The sequence below is a fragment of the Leifsonia sp. NCR5 genome (assembly GCF_002105485.1).
Classification (GTDB): domain Bacteria; phylum Actinomycetota; class Actinomycetes; order Actinomycetales; family Microbacteriaceae; genus Leifsonia.
Genome location: NZ_NCSR01000042.1, coordinates 1 through 17,113, shown reverse-complemented (window position 1 = coordinate 17,113; position 17,113 = coordinate 1). Strand labels below are relative to the sequence as shown.

12 protein-coding genes are annotated in these 17,113 nt (G+C 70.1%); 7 read left to right on the top strand and 5 right to left on the bottom strand.

Going from position 1 to position 17,113, the window contains the following annotated elements; translation table 11 throughout:
• The 4 genes from B7438_RS19685 to B7438_RS19670 all read left to right on the top strand — a co-directional run.
• Positions 1–225 (top strand): SUMF1/EgtB/PvdO family nonheme iron enzyme (locus tag B7438_RS19685; RefSeq protein ID WP_143466099.1); only part of this gene is annotated, 225 nt, incomplete at its 5' end.
• 182 nt (positions 226–407) lie between these two features.
• Entirely contained in the window at positions 408–2,063 is a 1,656-nt protein-coding gene (locus B7438_RS19680) for a LuxR C-terminal-related transcriptional regulator (RefSeq protein WP_085371379.1), read from the top strand.
• Positions 2,060–2,596, top strand: a complete 537-nt coding sequence (locus tag B7438_RS19675; protein ID WP_085371378.1) for a hypothetical protein — start codon at positions 2,060–2,062, stop codon at positions 2,594–2,596. Before B7438_RS19680 ends, B7438_RS19675 begins: the two co-directional genes overlap by 4 nt.
• A gap of 202 nt (positions 2,597–2,798) precedes the next feature.
• Positions 2,799–10,400 carry a DUF5979 domain-containing protein gene (locus tag B7438_RS19670; protein ID WP_256922151.1) on the top strand — a complete coding sequence of 2,534 codons (7,602 nt, stop codon included), beginning with the start codon at positions 2,799–2,801 and terminating at the stop codon, positions 10,398–10,400.
• Positions 10,401–10,456: 56 nt separating this feature from the next.
• Here B7438_RS19670 and B7438_RS19665 read toward each other — a convergent pair whose 3' ends face one another.
• Together B7438_RS19665 and B7438_RS19660 are read right to left on the bottom strand one after the other, a co-directional pair.
• Entirely contained in the window at positions 10,457–10,675 is a 219-nt protein-coding gene (locus tag B7438_RS19665) for a CDGSH iron-sulfur domain-containing protein (RefSeq protein ID WP_085371377.1), read from the bottom strand.
• Positions 10,672–11,709, bottom strand: a complete 1,038-nt coding sequence (locus B7438_RS19660) for an iron-containing redox enzyme family protein (protein WP_143466097.1) — start codon at positions 11,707–11,709, stop codon at positions 10,672–10,674. The genes B7438_RS19665 and B7438_RS19660 overlap by 4 nt, the downstream gene beginning before the upstream one ends.
• 133 nt (positions 11,710–11,842) lie before the next feature.
• Here B7438_RS19660 and B7438_RS19655 point away from each other — a divergent pair, with 133 nt between their 5' ends.
• Positions 11,843–12,274, top strand: coding sequence for an arsenate reductase ArsC (locus B7438_RS19655; protein ID WP_085371376.1), 432 nt, complete (start codon positions 11,843–11,845; stop codon positions 12,272–12,274).
• Here the strand turns inward: B7438_RS19655 and B7438_RS19650 are convergent.
• Entirely contained in the window at positions 12,241–13,107 is an 867-nt protein-coding gene (locus B7438_RS19650) for an SDR family NAD(P)-dependent oxidoreductase (RefSeq protein WP_085371375.1), read from the bottom strand. The genes B7438_RS19655 and B7438_RS19650 overlap by 34 nt on opposite strands.
• Before the next feature lie 59 nt (positions 13,108–13,166).
• Here B7438_RS19650 and B7438_RS19645 point away from each other — a divergent pair, with 59 nt between their 5' ends.
• Positions 13,167–13,832 (top strand): TetR/AcrR family transcriptional regulator, encoded by a 666-nt coding sequence (locus B7438_RS19645; RefSeq protein ID WP_085371374.1) that lies wholly within the window; start codon positions 13,167–13,169, stop codon positions 13,830–13,832.
• Positions 13,833–13,986: 154 nt separating this feature from the next.
• Positions 13,987–14,946, top strand: a complete 960-nt coding sequence (locus B7438_RS19640; protein WP_085371373.1) for a manganese catalase family protein — start codon at positions 13,987–13,989, stop codon at positions 14,944–14,946.
• Between the two features lie 30 nt (positions 14,947–14,976).
• Here B7438_RS19640 and B7438_RS19635 read toward each other — a convergent pair whose 3' ends face one another.
• On the bottom strand, positions 14,977–15,378 hold the full coding sequence (locus tag B7438_RS19635) for a hypothetical protein (RefSeq protein ID WP_085371372.1): 402 nt from the start codon (positions 15,376–15,378) through the stop codon (positions 14,977–14,979).
• A gap of 101 nt (positions 15,379–15,479) precedes the next feature.
• On the bottom strand, positions 15,480–17,113 hold a 1,634-nt coding region (locus B7438_RS20685; RefSeq protein ID WP_085371371.1), incomplete at its 5' end, for a hypothetical protein.

Genomic DNA, 17,113 nt, shown 5'->3' with positions numbered 1-17,113 from the left:
CCCCCGGATGCTGCCACCCACATCGACGCAGGCTCCCGCCCCAGCCTCCTCGCCCCCGGCAGCGCAGAGCCGGGCTCCCGCATCCCGCGCCGGGTGCTCAAAGGCGGCTCCCACCTGTGCTCGCCGGACTACTGCCTCCGCTACCGTCCGGCAGCGCGCTCGCCCGAGTCGGAAGACTCGGCGACGACGCACATCGGGTTCCGCTGTGCGGGGGATGCGGCGTAGGGGACGGTGTCCACCGGGATATCGGATGCCGGACACCGCCTGCGCGACTCCGGATGCTGGATGCGTCTCCCCGACCCGTGCTAGGTTGCCGATGGGGCACCGCAGCGATTCCGGCCTTACCCGCTCGCCGGAACGCCAGCCGCTGCCTCGTCTGGGAAACACCAACCTCCGAGAGTTGACACGTGACCTTCAGCGCGCCCGATCCGCGGCGCTCGTTCCAGGACGGGCGCGACCCTTCGCCGGAAGAGACGTCGGACCCCGACGACATCCGGCTGCACGTCGACCGGACGATGCGGCCGAAACTGATCGCGCTCATCGCCGCAGGGGCGTACCCGGCGGCGTCGGAGCTGGTCCGCGAGAACTGGTTCGATCTGCTGATGAGCGTCGACGAGGAGCTCGGCGGCATCATCGACCGTATTCCGGCGTCGGCGCTGAGGGAGTGGCCGCTGCTGATGATGCTGGCCGGGATCATCTACAACGTGGTCCCGCACCGCAGGGTGAGGGGTCTTCGGTACTTCGCCGCCGCCGCCAGGGCGGCCCGCGCATCCCGTCGCGACGTCGACCAGGTGGACCGCGCGCTGATCCTGGCCAGCGAGAGCGCCGCCTACCGCTTGATCGGCCGGCCGACTCTGGGCATCGGTCCCGCGAGGGCGGCCGTGGCGGCACTCGACGGCCTCCCGGAGCAGGAGCGCCGGTCGGTGCAGGCTCTCAGCAGGGTCTACGCCCACGTCGGCACGACGCAGTACTACGCCGGTCAGGTGGACGAGGCGCTGGAGACCTTCGAGAAGGGTCTCGCCGAGTCGCCGGACACGGGGTACTCGCCCGGGTTCGGCAACCTCGCGATGCTGGCCGGTATCCGTGCTCTGCAGGGCGACCTGCTCGAGTCGGAGGCGTACATCGAACTCGCGAGGACCGGCGAATGGACCGAGATGCAGCGGTCCTGGTATCCGGGGACCTACTACCGGATCGCCGAGGCGACCGTCGCCCTCGAACGGTTCGATGCAGCTGAGGCGCGCGAGCAGCTGGGCGCGATGGTGCACGACCGGCGCACGATCGAACACTGGATCGCCATCGCCATCACCGAGGCGATGACCGAACTCGTCGCCGGCCGCGCCGCCGTGGCTCTCGCGGAGCTCGACGGCTTCGCCGGGATGCGCGCAGCGGAGGGCCGTTCGTCGTCCGCCAGGGCCGCACTCGCGCCGACGCGCGCCCTCCTCCAGCTCGCCCTTGGCAACCCGGATGCGGCGGATGTGATCCTCCGCCGCGATCTGAGCGCCGGCGTCGAACGCCACCTCGGCCGCGCGCGGGTGGAGCTCGCGCTCGGTCGTCACGGAGCAGCACTCCAGGAGCTTCGCCACGTGGCGGGCGCGACGCCCACCCCGCGCCTCTCTGCCGCTGCCACCACGCTCGAAGCGGCAGCACTGCTGCGATTCTCCGAGAGGATGCGCGCACGCGCGGTCGTCGAGCAGCTCGGTGCACTGCTCGACAGGACGGGTCAGCGACTCGTGGTCGCCCTGCTGCCCCCGCGCGACGTCGAGCGCCTCGTCTCCGCTCTCGGCGATGCCGGCTTCGGGCACCTGTTCGACGCAATGCCGTTCCGCTCCCTGCTCCCCGAGATCGACAGGGAGAGCGTGCTGAGCGAACGTGAGCTGGCCGTCCTCCGCGCGCTGGTCGATACGCCGACGATCTCCGTGATCGCCGCGCAGCTCGTCGTCTCGACGAACACCGTCAAGACGCAGCTCCGCAGCATCTACCGCAAGCTCGGGGTCTCCAGCCGCGACGAGGCGATCGCCATCGCGCTGGAGCGCCACCTCGTCGTGCCCAGGGAGGAGGATTGACGCCGTCGACGCGCATCCTGCTGGTGCTGGCTTCGCTGGGTGCACTCACCGCCCTGGTGCTGCTGGCCCTCATCCCGGTGGGGGGACCGCTCGCCGCGTTCTCGCCGCCGCTCTATGCCCTGGTGGTCACCGTCAACAGCGTGCTGCCGTTCCTGGCCAGGCGGATGCTCGGCTTCCCGTTCGCTGCGACGTTCGTGTCGTTCTTCGCCGGGCTTCTCACCGGTGCCTTCAGCTCCATCGGCTTCCTCGTGCTCGTCCCTCTGGTGGCAGGAAGCCTGACCTTCGACCTCGTCGTCAGCTTCCTGAACCGGATCCGGCGTGACCGGCGACCGGGCGAGTGGCGGTGGGCGGTCGCGGCGGCCGCATCCGGTGTCGTGCTGTTCCTCGTGTCGCTCCCGGTCTTCTCGCCGGGCGACCTGATCCCGTCGATCCTCATCGTCACGCTGGTGGCGAGGGTTGCCGGGCAGCTGGCCGCGTCGCTGCTCTCGCGCGTGCTGGCCGCGCGGCTCGCGCGCGCCGGCATCTCGGCCTGACGCGCGTTCGCACCTCCTTCGGGGGTGGACGGGCGGGATGTTCGGGCGCTGTGCGCTCGCGGAAGGTGATCGCGGGGTGAAAACCGTCCCGCGCGGTCGCGGCGGTTGATATTCCTGAGGTTGGCTCGGCCTCCGTTGCCGACGATCTCGCCCGACATCGTCGGCGCCGTGCCCATCCCTTCTGTGTTCTTGGGGGACACGCTTGCTCACGCGCCTTCGCTCCATCCTGTCCACCCGTCTGTCCGCTCGCGCGGCAGGACGGCACGCCGCACGTCGTACCCTTCGCGCTCCGGCGTCCGTCGCGGTCGGTGTCGTCATCGCCCTCGTCGGGGCCGTTGCCATCGGCGCGCCGGCGGCCAACGCCGACGACCTCGGATCGGGTGTGCTCAACCTGTCGAAGACGTCCACGGTGGCCGACGCCGACCAGGGCACGCAGTTCATCTACACGCTCAACTTCGGCTGCTCGTCGACTACGACCGGATGCGTGGACGCCACGATCACCGACCCGGTCCCCGCCCCGCTGACCGTCGTCGGCACCCCTACCGTCGTCGGCGGAGGCGCGGTCGTCACCGTCACGGGCAGCACGGTGAAGGCCGTCTTCAACGACCCCGTCCCCAACACCACGCCGGCGAGCACCGGACTGGCGGCGGGCGCGACGGGCACCGTGCAGATCCAGGTGAAGGTGCCGGATGCGCTGGCCAAGTCGTTCGACGGACAGGTCCTGACCAACACCGCCGGATTCACCGCGTCCAACGCGACGACGGTGAACGCATCCACGCCTGTCACCCTGCACGTGCCCGACGTGATCGGGGCGACCGCGTCGAAGACCTGGACACCGTCGTCCACCCAGTACACGCCCGGCGAGCAGTCGACCGCGACCATCACCGCCGTCAACGCCTCCAACATCGGGGCGACCACCATGACCATCGCCGAGCCGGCCGACCCGACGGCCGTCGGCGGCGTCTTCGACTTCTACGACCTCGCCGGATTCGGAGCAGTGGACTTCCCCGACGGCGCCGACCGGGTGCAGGTCGTGGCGATCACGGCCGGCGGAACGGTGCCAGGTCCTGTCGGCACGACCGCCGTCCTTCCCTCGTCCGTGAACGCGGGAGACGTGATCGGCCTGAAGCTCGTGTTCAGTTCGAGCAGCGGCTCGGCGATCACGCCGGCCGCCTCCGGCTCCGTCGCCGTCACGTTCGCGCAGCGCGCAGCGAACCGCAGGGACGCCTCCCCGCTCGTGACGGGCGGCACGCGCGTCAACGGGGTCACCGCGAGTGTCAGCACCGGCGGAGGCGACGCGACCTCCTCGGTCGCCACGGCCTCCCAGGTGGTGGCGCCGCTGACCGTCAGCGTCTCCGCCGACAAGAGCTTCAGCATCCAGCAGCTGCCCGCCGGTCAGTCCACCACCGCCACGCTGACAGCCAAGAACACCTCGACGGGACGTCTGAGCTCGCTGTCGGTTCAGGAGCCGGGAAGCGGGACGTTCTTCTCGAACACGATCGTGTTCGGCGGCTTCGGCTCCGGCGCTGCGTGGCCGGAGGGCGCGACGGCAGCTGTCGTGAAGTGGTCGGTCAACACCGGCACGGCCCCTGCCGACTCGTCGTTCACGGAAGCGTCCGGCCTGCCGGCGCCACCGACGCTGTCCGGTGGGCAGTACATCACCGCGTTCACGGTGACATACACCGGCTCCATCGCGACCGGCGCGACCGCGAAGCTCCCCGTCACGGTGAACACCACGACGGCGGCCGGGCCGGCCGGTTCCGGATTCACGACATACCCGAACGCGGCGACCGTGACAGGAAGCAACGCGGCGGGCAGCGCGAGCGACACGGCCTCCGCGAACCTCGACGTGTACTTCCCCGAGGTCGACCTCGCGCTCGACAAGACCATCACCCCCGCGACGGTCATCCCCGGCGGCGCCAGCCTGGTGCAGCTCTCCGCGCAGACTCCTGCCGGCACGAGTTCGGTGCGCCCGACCTCGATCGTCGTCACCGAACCGCAGGACACCGCGTCCGCTCCGTACTGGAACGCGTTCGACGCCACGGCCATCGCCCCGACCTCCGTGCCGGAGGGCTCGACGCTGACGGTCGAGTACACGACCGACGGAACGACCTGGAAGACCCTCGACACCGTTGACGCCACCTCCAACGCGAAGACGTACTCCGCCGTGCTCGACACCGAGCTCCCGAACGGGACCACGCACACCGACGTGCGCGGCCTCCGGTTCACCTTCGCCGACGCCGACGGCTTCGGCCAGGCCACCAACGTGCGCCCCGCCATCGTCTTCGTCGCCCGCGGAACGCTGCGCGACAACTCCGGGCCGACGAACCCCGGTGCATACCCGGCGACCACGCCGTACGAGAACTGTGCGCTGAGCACGGCGAGCGGCACCGTCAACGGCGGCACCGCCATCACCAGCCGTCCCGCCGTCGACTGCGCCACCGCGAACGTGCAGGCGACCGCCGGCGGCCCTGGCCCGCTGATCGCGAGCAAGTCGTGGGACGGCACCAAGGTCCTGCAGGCCCAGTCCGGCACCACCACCGGCGTCACCCTCGGCTGGGGCTCCCAGACGACGGGGGTCCAGTCGATGACGATTCAGGACTCCGCGACGCCCTCCCCGGTGTCCGGCAGCGTCTTCCAGGCGTTCGACCTGGTGAGGATCGACGCCATCACCCCCACGTCGACCGGCGGCGCGACGTTCGACCCGCTGATCCGCTACGACAAGGTCTCGAAGGTCGAACTGTTCGACGGCTCCAGCTGGAACGACATCACGGCCAAGGTCTGCCCGTCGGCGAGCAGCTGCGACGGCACCTTCCCCGGCTACACGCTGAGCACGGCCGAGCGCGCGAGCACCCAGGGTGTGCGGCTGACCGTGATCGAGAGCCCGAACCGCGCAGCGGCCATCGCGTCCACCGGCGACCCGACAGCACCGAGCGTCGGAAGCGGCGTCGCCAGCGCGTCGGCCGGTGCATTCCCCGGTGCCAGCACCTCGGCGCGCACGATGCACCTGGACCTCCGCATCCGGAACACGGTGCGCGGAGGGGCGGCGACCGACTGGGTCACCGGCACCCGTGAGTACAACATGGCCGGCTCGCCCGGCGCGGTCGACAACAGCGTGCTCGTCGGTGGCATCCCGTTCACCGGGGCGCCGTTCCAGCGCACCGCGGACGACCACGTGACGATCATCGACCCGACCTTCACCACCAAGGTGACCAAGACGGCCAACCCGACCACGCTCGTGATCCCGCAGCTGGATGTGCCCGCCGCGTCGTACCCGTCGACCACGTACACGACCACCATCGCGAACTCCTCGACGAGCAACACCTGGCAGCTCAGGATCAGCGACCCGGTCGACTGCACGAACGCCACCACCACCGCTCCGTGCGTCTTCGGACCGTACGATCCAGCGGCGAACCCGTTCGACAAGCTGGCCCTGACCAAGATCGCCGTCGACCTGAGCGCCGCCGCCGGCGTGCAGACGTCGCAGAGCGTCGTATCGCTGCTGCACCGCGCCTCCGACGGCACGCTCAGCACCGACACGAAGACCATCGCGCAGGCCACCGCGCTCACCGCCGCACAGCTCGCCGATGTGGTGGGCGTGAGTGTGCTGCTGCGCGGCACGAACGCGCAGGGCACGGACGGCAGCGGCGCCACCATCGCCCCGGGACAGAAGGCCACTGTCACCCTGACCGGTCAGCTGCTTCCGGCCAGCCGCGCGGCCGGCACCGCCCCTGCCGCCGGGATGTTCAACAACACCGTGTTCGGCACGCTGCACGACGACGTCTACCCGGCGGTCGTGGCCGCTGACACGCAGTCGGCCGGAGTGACGCTCGCCAACGGCAACCTCCAGGTCACGACGGCGAAGACCTTCAACCCGGCAAGCACCCTGCAGGCCAGCCCGGTCAACCCGATCCAGGTCAACCTGCGCGCTCGGTCGACGGGGACCCTCTCGCCGAAGTCGGTCACGATCGAGGACTCTGCTCCGACCTTCTGGAATGCGTTCACATTCAGCAGCTTCAGCATCCTGGCCGTTCCCACCGGCGCCGACCGGGTGACAGTGGATGCGCAGACCGGCCAGGGTTCGACGGCCACCTGGCACGCGGGCACCGCATCCACTGTCGGCAGCGCCGCACTCCCGTCCGGGGTGTCAGCGGCGGACGTGACAGGCGTGCGCGTCACCTTCACCAGGGCGGACGGCGCCAGCTTCGCCGCCAGCAACAACGTCGACAACCTCCGGGTGAACGTCAGCCTGCGCTCCGCGCTGCGCGACGGGTCCGGGCCGGTCACCTCCACGGTCTCGCCGACCCCGATGCCGGGTGAGACCGCGGCAGGCACGGTCACGAACACGGTGTTCGCCGACGCGGCGTACAACGACGTCCACGCCACCAGGGCGCAGGCGACGGCCACCTTCACGGTGAGCCCGGGTACCGCGGCCATCGCCGTGGAGAAGACCAGCCCCGGCCAGGCGGCTGCGGGCAAGGAGGTCAACTGGACGCTGCGGTTCAAGAACACCGGCACCGGCCTCCTCCCCGATCCCGTCGTCGTCGACACGCTTCCCGCGGACGGCTCGTTGCTGTTCGTCCCGACCAACGTGCCGATCTACTCGACGTCGACCGGTGGAAAGCTGCCGACCGACCCCACCACGGTGACGCGCGCCTTCGATCCGGCGACGGGAACGATCCGGTTCACCTGGCCGGCTGGTTCGCAGCTCGCGCCGGGGGAGACGTACAGCATCACCATCGCGCTGCAGATCAAGCCGGGGCTCGCCCCGGCCAGCTCCGCCGTCAACACCTTCGGCGTCAGCACCGGGCGTACGCTCACCGCACCCGCGTGCACGGCGCTCAACCCCGGAAACGGTCGTGGTGCTTCGTTCGCGGCCAACACCTGCTCGACCACGAACGTCGTGACCACGCTCTCGCAGGGCTCGTTCACCGCATCCAAGGGCGTCGCCTCCGACAGCGGCATCGCTCAGAACGTCAACAACGCGGCGATCCCGTGCACGGCGGACACGGACGGCTTCTATCGCTACCCGTGCGCGGCGGTCAGCGCCATCGGCGACACCGACCACTGGAAGCTCGAGATGGTCAACGGCGGCAACGTCGCTGCGAAGAACCTGACGGCGGTGGATGTGTTCCCGTACCCCGGTGATGTCGGCGTCGTCGACCCGTCCCCGCGCGGCTCCGTGTTCACTCCGCGGTTCAACGGCGACGTCGCGTTCCAGGCGACCGGCGGCACCGCGGGAGCCAGGATGGACTGGTTCGTCACCACAGCGGCCCAGCCGTGCGCCACGGAGATCTCGCCGGGTGCCGGCGCCTGCCCGGCGGGCGCGTGGCTGCCGTCGTCGGCGGTCGGCTCCTCCGTCGACGCGGCGGATGTGACCGGCATCAAGATGGTGTTCGACTTCAGCGGCGCTCCTGGCGCGGTGCTTCCTGCGGGGGCGGGCGTGAAGGTCACGTACTCGACGACCAACATCCCGACCACCGCATCCGGTGACCACCGGGCCCCGGTGAACGCCCCTGTCACCGGTGTGCGGGCCTGGAACTCGTTCGGCTTCTACCCGACGTACGCGACGGGAACGCAGCCGGCCGGACCGCAGGAGCCGATCAAGGCGGGCGTCATCCTGACCGGCGGCCCCCTGCAGATCACCAAGTCGGTCACCGGGGCAGCCGCGGCGTACGCCCCGACGAGCTTCGACGCCGACGTGGCCTGCACGGTCGCCGGCGCGAACGTGGACCTCGGCGCGGCGAAGACGGTGACGCTCAGCGACGCGAACGCGTACACCGCGCGCATCGACGGCATCCCGGTCGGCGCATCCTGTGCGGTGACCGAGCATGGCGCTCCCGGATCGTACGGGGAGTCGACCCGCACGGTGACGCCGTCGGCCGTGACCATCGTGGCGGCAGCGGACGCGAGCCAGCCGGTGCCGGCCGGGCAGTCGGTGGCGATCGTCAACGACTACGCGACCACGCAGCTGACCGTCACCAAGAAGGTCGACACCGCGGCGACGGGCGCCTCGTTCGGGCCGTTTGTCTTCGCACTGACCTGCACGAGCGCGCTCGGCGCGGCGATCCCGCTGGCCGTCGGAGACGAGGCGTTCACCCTCGCCGACGGCGCATCCCGAACCATCGCCGACCTCCCGATCGGCGCGAAGTGCGCTATCACGGAGACCGACAGCGACGGCGCGGCGACGAGCCCCAACCACGTCGGCATCGCGTTCGACGGCGCCGCGGAGACGGCGGGCGACACCGCGAACGTCACCCTGGCGGGAGCCGTGGGCGGCGACACCGTGCTGGTGACCAACCACTACGCTGCGGGAACGCTGGCCGTCACCAAGACGGTCGACGGGGATGCGGCGGCCGGCTACGGCGACGGACCGTTCACCATCCACGTGCAGTGCGTCTACGACGGCGCGCAGACGCTCTTCGACGGGGACCTCTCCATCCTCGGCGGGCAGACGCTGCCCGTGCCGGGCGTGTTCCCCGCGGGCACGGAGTGCTCCGTGGTCGAGACCGTGGACGGTGGCGCGACGGCGAGCACGGTCGACACCCCGACCGTCGTGATCCCCGGCGCGGCGGATGGCACGGTGCCGGTCGTCACCGTCAATGTGACCAACACGTTCTCCGCCGGTGCTGTCACCATCACCAAGAATCGGACAGGCGACGGGGCGGCGACCTACGGCGACGGTCCGTTCACCGCTCAGCTCACCTGCACCTGGGTGAAGGACGGCGTGACCTCCACCATCCCGCTTCCCGCAGGAGGGAAGGTCGTGCTCGACAAGGCCAACGGATACACGGCGACCGTCAGCGGGCTGATCCAGGGCGCGCACTGCGACACCGTGGAGTCGGCGACGGGCGGCGCGTCCTCCGTCACCGTCGCACCGGCAGCGGGCGTCACCGTGCCGGCGGGCGCCCCTGCGGAGGTGACCATCACCAACACCTTCGACACCGGCTCCCTCGTCATCGACAAGAAGCGGATCGGTGACGGCGTCAAGCAGTTCGGCGACGGACCGTTCACCGTCGAGGTGACCTGCACGTACCGGGTCGACGGGGTCACCACGCCGATCGACCTCGGCGCGCGCTCGAAAGTGGTGCTCGACGCAGCCAACGGATACACGGCGACCATCGACGACCTCATCGCCGGGGCATCCTGCTCCATCGAGGAGACGGACGCCGGGCTCGCCACGTCCACGACGCTCGATCCGGCGGACGGCATCGTGACCATCGCCGACGGCGCCGCGGTGACCGTGACGGTCACCAACCGCTTCGACGTCGGTCACCTGAGCATCCAGAAGAGCGCGAACCGGCCGACGGCCACGGTCGGCGACACCATCGTCTACACGATCGTCGTCACCAACGACGGCCAGCTCGACGCGAAGGACGTCGCCGTGACCGACACCATGCCGAAGGGCCTGAGCGTGGTTTCGACCTCCCCGGCGGCGACGGCGAAGGACGGCGTGCTCGGCTGGACGATCCCCGCGATCGCTCGCGGCGCGTCCGCGACGGTCACGGTGACCGCGAAGCTGATCGCGCCGGTGACCACCACGAACCGCGCCAGCGTCGAGACGCCGACTGGCCCGTGGGACCCGTCCAGTGCATCCGGCACCTGTGGCGCCGTGGGGGTGGCCTGTGCGACGGTGACCGACCCTCCAGCGGCATCGACCGGCTCGGGCACCGGATCCGGCCTCGCGGCCACCGGTTCCGACCTGCTGGCTCCGCTGTGGCTGGCGCTGCTCGCACTGACCGGAGGGTCACTGCTGTTGACCGCAGGACGGCTGAGCAGGAAGCTGCGCCCACGGAAGCGCTGAGGTCGCTGACGTGAGGGATGCGGGGGTCGCCGAACAGGCCACCCCCGCATCCGGCGTCACCCCTCCAGCTGCGGGTCGGTCTTGAAGCCGACCAGCTTGTGCGTCCCGTCGCAGTACGGCTTGATGGTCGACACCCCGCAGCGGCACAGCGCCACCGTGCGCCGATGCTGCGGGATGGGCTCGCCGTCGGAGCCGAGGATCGTCACCTCGCCGCGCACGAGCAGCGGGCCGTCCGTGCAGGCGACGATGGTCGGCGGACGCTCTGCGGCGGTCACGCGAGCACCGGCTCCCTGTCGCGCAGCGAGCTGCGACCCGCCTGCCAGCACTCGATCATGTGCGCGCCGACCAGGCCGTCGACATAGAGGCACGCGCGTGCGCCGAAGACGATGTCCGGCAGCAGCTCCGGATGCTCCTCCGCGAGCCCGCCGGCGAGGTCGCGCCCCGCGATCTGCTCGTGCACGGCGTCCGCCTCGACGTGCTCGTCGAAGTAGTCGGTGACGTCCTCGCCGAAGCCCAGGCGGCGGAAGCCGTTGCCGTACATCCTGTTGGGAATGGAGGACGTCATCTCGAACGCGGCCAGGTGCCCGGCGATGGCGCCGCGGAGGCGACGGTTGATGCCGAACATCGACATCATGGTGAACGAGGCGAGCGTCACGGCCGGCACGCTGTCGATGTATGCGCCGTACGTGTCGTCCAGGCCGACGCCGCGGACCGTCTTCGCGAAGATGGCGTAGTGCATCCGGTCGGGGTCGCCTCCGCCGTACTCGTCGGACTGCACCTCGACCAGTGCGGCCTTCGCCCGTCCGGTGAGGCGGGGGATCGCCCAGGAGTGCGGGTCCGCCTCCTTGAGCGTGTAGATGGAGCGCTGCATGACGAACTCGATCGCCTGCTCCTTCGTGGCCTTCTTCGCCAGGTAGCGGGACAGGCTGGGTCCGGAGTCCTCGCCGGTGACGGCGAACAGGTACGACGCGACGGCCTCCGCGTCTGCGGCGGGAAGCTCGCCGAGGTCGATGCGCTCGCGCAGCTGCCGCTCGAACAGGTCCTCGATGGAGGTGCGCATGGTCACCTGGGTGGGGTGCCACTCCCAGCGGTCGTCGGTGTCGACGACGCCGCCATAGGAGAGTCCGTAGCTGAGCAGCAGGGTGAGCTGGAGGTCGTCGTCGGTGAGGAGGTCCGGCTCGCCCGCGAGTGCTTCGGTGGCGAGGTCGAGTGCGCGCGTCATCGCGGCGGAGTCGCGGTCCGCCAGCTCGGAGAGCGCGGCGAGCAGCTGCGCGCTGATGGGTCCGCGCGGGGTAATCGGTGCAGTCATGCTCCGACCGTGACCCCAACCCCGGATGCAGTCAACCGGGTTGTGGGCGGGCGGTTTCGCTGCATCCCGTGGTCGGCTGACGCCGCCGTTCACCGCCGCCGCGTAGACTCCGCTCCCGACTGAAAGGAACCCCATGTCCGACAAGCCCACCGTGCTCTTCGTCTGCGTCCACAACGCGGGCCGCTCCCAGATGGCCGCCGGCTTCCTGCGGGAACTGTCCGGCGGGGCGGTCGACGTGCTCTCCGCAGGCTCGGAGCCCAAAGCCGACCTGAACCCCGTGGCCGTGCAGGTGATGGCGGAGGAGGGGATCGACATCGCGAACCAGGTGCCGAAGATCCTCACCACGGATGCGGTGGCGGACTCCGACGTGGTGATCACGATGGGCTGCGGAGACACCTGCCCGATCTTCCCCGGCAAGCGCTACGAGGACTGGGAGCTCACCGACCCCGCCGGGCGCCCCGTCGAGGAGGTGCGCCCGATCAGGGACGAGATCAAGCAGCGGGTGCAGAGCCTCCTCGCGGAGATCCTGCCTCAGGCGGCGTCCGGCGGGAACTCCGCCGGGTAGGGCTCCGCGAAGTCGGCCGAGCGGCTGACCGGCGCCCAGGCGAGGTCGTCGGCGAGCAGGCGGCGGTCCTGGGCGACGCTCATCTCGGTGGCGTTCACGCCGAGCGGGAGGTGCTCGGGGATGCTGCTGCGCTTGGCCACGGCCACCAGGATCCCTGCGGCGCGTGCCGGGTCTCCTGCCGGGCCGTCCGTGTTCTGGCGCATCCGCCTGTTCATCGCGCCGACCGTCTGCTCGTACTGCTCTGGTACATCGCGGACCTCCATTGACGAGCCGGCCCAGTCCGTTGCGAAGCCACTCGGCTCCACGACGAGTACCTTCACGCCGAAGGGCGCCGTCTCCACGCGGAGCACGCGGCTGAACCCGTCGATGGCGAACTTCGCCGCCTGGTACGACGCGATGCCGGGGGAGCCGCCGACGCGGCCGCCGACGGACGAGAACTGGATGACCAGACCGCCGCCCTGCGCCCGCAGCAGCGGGATCGCCGCCTTGGAGACGTTGTACACGCCCCAGAAATTGGTCTCGAACTGGGTGCGGAAGTCGTCGTCGTCCGTCGACTCGATCGGCGACACGTTCGCGTAGCCGGCGTTGTTGACGATGACGTCGACCGAGCCGAACCTGTCGCGGGCGGCGCCGAGCGCATCCCCGGCCTGGGCGGGGTCTGTGACGTCGAGCTTCAGCGGGAGGATGCGGTCGCCGTACGAGGCGACGAGGTCGTCGAGCTGTTCGGGGCGGCGGGCCGTGGCCGCGACGCTGTCGCCCGCCTCGAGGGCGGCGACGGTGAGTGCGCGGCCGAAGCCGCGGGATGAGCCGGTGATGAACCATGTCTGTGTCATGCAGTTAATAAAACACTGTTTCTTTAACTAATGCAACCTCGTTGCGCTAAACTCGTCCCGTGACGCCGACCGAGCAAGCAGACACCGCGTTCCAGCGCGCCCGTTCCCCCGAGGCGAAGGCCGCCAGAGAGCAGGCGATCCTGGATGCGGCACGCGCGCTCGCCACGCGCCGCGGCATCCGCGAGGTCACCCTCACCGACATCGCCGACGAGGTCGGGATGCACAAATCGGCCATGCTGCGCTACTTCGAGACCCGCGAGGAGATCTTCCTGCGCCTCACCGCCGACGGCTGGCGCGAGTGGACCCCGGCGGTCTGTGAGCGCATCCTGGCCGCATCGTCGACGTCCGGCGTCGCCGCTGCCTTCGCCGCGACCCTCGCCGAGCGCGGCACCTTCTGCGACCTGCTCGCCCAGGCCCCCATGAACCTGGAACGCAACGTGTCCGTCGATGCCGTCCGCGCGTTCAAGCTCACGACAGGCGCCTCCCTCGACCAGCTCGTCGACGCGGCGACCGCGACGCTTCCCGGCCTCACCCGCCCGGCCGCCGTCGACCTCGTGGCCACGGCCACGTCGCTCGCCGGAACGTTCTGGCAGATCTCCACGCCGCCCCCGCCGATCGCCGAGCTCTACCGCTCCGACCCGCGCCTCGGACACGCGCTGATCGACCTCGAACCGCGCCTCCGCCGCATCCTGACGGCGTACCTGGATGGCGCGGTGAAGTCCTAGCGGACCGCATCCCGGGCGGCGGATGTCCCTGCAGACCTCCAGAACGGGGCGTTCGTCAATGGGGTGGTGCATCCCCGTGCAGCGCGGAGCGTGAGAGACGTCGGCGCTCGCCGGCGGGGGAAACACCCACACCAGGACGGCCAATGGAGGTCTCATGTTCTTTCACGTGCAGAATCTGATCAACGACATCGCGCAGGACGAGCCGGATCCGGCGGCGGCCAACGCCCTGCAGGAGGGGCTCGGCGGCCAGTTCGGCGAGATGCGCACGATGATGCAGTACCTGTTCCAGGCGATGAACTTCCGCGGTCCGGCGGCGAAGCCGTACCGCGACCTCATCCAGGGCATCGGCACCGAGGAGATCAGTCATGTCGAACTGATCGGCACGACCATCTCGCGGCTGCTCGACGGTTCGCCGCGCTACCAGGGCAAGCCGACCGATACGGTGGACAAGCCGGGATCCGGGGGAGCGATCCCGCTCAACATCGCGCTGTCCGAAGGCAACATCCACCACTACCTCGTCGGCGCACAGGGCGCGATGCCGGTGGATGCGGCGGGCAACCCGTGGCTCGGGAGCTACGTCTACAACTCGGGCAACCTCGTGCTCGACCTGATCTACAACCTCATGCTCGAATCCACCGGGCGGCTGCAGAAGTGCCGCATCTACGAGATGACGGACAACAAGACGGCGCGGTCCACCATCTCGTACCTGATCGTGCGCGACCAGGCGCACGAGAACGCGTACGCCAAGGCGCTGGAGACGCTCGGGGTCGACTGGAACAAGCTCCTGCCGATTCCGAAGACCAACGCCGAGAGCTTCCCCGAGGTGAAGAAGCTCGTCGACCTCGGCCTGCAGAGCAAGCAGTACACGTTCGACCTCGCCGGTCAGTCCGAAGCCGGCCGGATCTTCCAGGGGCTGTCCCCGTCGAACGACGGCACGAACCTCGACGCCAGCGAGCAGGCGCCGGCGGGAATCCCCTCCGTCATCGCGCCCGAGCGGTTCGAGGAGTTCGCCCCCGGACTCGACCCGGAACTGCTGAAGCTCATCCAGGCGACGGCCGACCTCGAACTGGCAGAGGTGGATGCGATGTTCGGGCCGGTGACGACGCCCAAGTAGCCGCCACGCAGCAGGAGCCGGTGCTCGCGGTCATGCCGCCCGCACGCCCCGCGGACTTCGCAGGGCGACGGCGGTCGTGATCGCGAGCACCACCACGCCGATCGCCTCCACGATCACGGTCTCCGGCACCAAGGTGAAGGTCCAGGACTCGGTGATGCCGAACAGGCCGACGGTGAGCGCCAGAAGCAGGGAGGCCAGGCTCGCGATGACGAACAGCAGGCTCAGTACCGTCGCGATGGCGAGGAACCGCCCGCGGAGGGCGAGCATCCCGATGGCCAGCACGATGCCCGCGATGCCGTTGAGCACGAAGAGCACGCCGAGCAGGCCGCCGACGCCGTCGAAGAGAAGGAAGATGTGGATTCCGGCGATCACGAGGAGCACGATCGCGCTGATGATGCGAAGGACCCTGAGGGCCGAGCCGCTGTCGTTCATGGGTGTACCTGCTTCCGGGAGATCGGGCGGATGGGGACCACAAGGAGAACACGAGATGGGTGCGCGGGAGGTTCACGGCCGCGCCGACGGGCCGGTCGGTGTCAGTTTCCGTATGCCGAGAGGAAGCGGTCGCGGAACGTATCCATCCGCCACACCGGCGCCGTGGGTGATGGGAGCATCCCGGGCTGCCAGCCCCAGGAGGAGATGCGCTGCATCACCGCCGGGTCTTTGGCGATGATGCTGATCGGGACATCGTGGGTCGCGTCCGCGCCGCTGACCACGCGTGCAGGCTGGTGGTCGCCGAGCACGACGAGCACCGGGTTCGGGTCGTCGAACGTGGTGAGGAACGAGAACAGGGAGCCCATCGTGTACTGGATCGACTGCCCGTAGAGCTGCTGGACGTGAGCGGGGTCCTGCCAGACGACGCTCGGCGGCAGACCCTGCTCCGGCTGCCCGTCGAAGATCGAGCCGTCTCCGACCGCCGACCAGGGCACGGGATGCGGCAGCGGCGTCCACGGGGTGTGCGACGAGACGAAGTCGATCTCGGCCATCAGCGGTGCGTGCGGCTTCGCGAGCTCGTGCTGTTGGAAGGAGGAGAGCGTGTACTGATCCGGCACTCTGGCATAACTGAATTTCGGGCCTCGGTAGCCGACGTTCTTCGCGTTGAGCTGGCTGTCGAAATGGTAGAACGAGCGCCCCACCGGCCACGGTTTGGTGTCGGACGGCACGTCGCTGATGGTCCGCCAGCCCGCACGCCGGAAGGCGTCGCTGAGGGTGAGCCGCTGACCGGAGGTGACCTGGTCGTACTTCTGCTGCGAGTCGATCCAGAGGCCGGTCTGCAGGGTCGAGTGCGCGAGCCAGCTGACGCCACCGAAGGTCGGAGAGGTGAGGAAGGCACTGCGCTCGGAGTATCCGTGGGCCGCGAGTTGCGCATCCCCGTCGCGGAGCACGGCATCCACGCCGGTGGAGAACGAGGAGCCCTGCACGGCGGTCTGGCCGTAGCTCTCGACGAACGCGACGATGACGTCTTTGCCCTTCAGTCCGGTGAGGAGGTCGGTCGGGGGCAGCTGCGCATACGGGTCTTCGGCTCCTGCTCGGTCGAATGCGGCCTGATCGCGGGCGACCGCGACGGCCTGGTCGGCCTTCGCCGCGGTGACGGTGACGGCGTCCGCGGCGGCCACCGGCTCGCCGGGCACGAGCTGCACCCCGACGATGGCGAGGGCGAGCCAGCCAGCGGTGACCGCCGATGCGCCGATCATGGTGGGTGCCCTGCGGTGGCCGAGGACGGCGGCCAGGTGCAGCAGGGAGGCGGCGACCGCGGCGGTCGCGCCGACCACGGCCACGGCGAGCAGCACCAGGATGAGCACGGCGAGCACCGGGCCGGTGGAGTCGCTGACCACGCCGTAGCCGTCGGCGAGTTCCGGCCAGCCGGTCAGCACGTCGAAGCTGCGCCCGACGGTCTCGGTGAACGCGCGGTCGAGCGCTGCGCCCAGGGTGGCGAGCACGATGAGCACCGCGAACAGGATCGCGACGACGCGGCGCGCGGCGGCCCACGGCAGGAATACGAGCAGCACGAGCGCGACGACCGCGTCGAGCGGAACGCGCAGGAGGGCGAGCGTCGACCAGGATGCGACGATGCCGGGCGCCAGGGAGGCGACGAAGAGGGTGACCGCCGAGAGGCCGGTCGCGGTGGCGGCACGGAGTCGTGGGCGGCGGGGGCCAGAAGGGCGGGAGC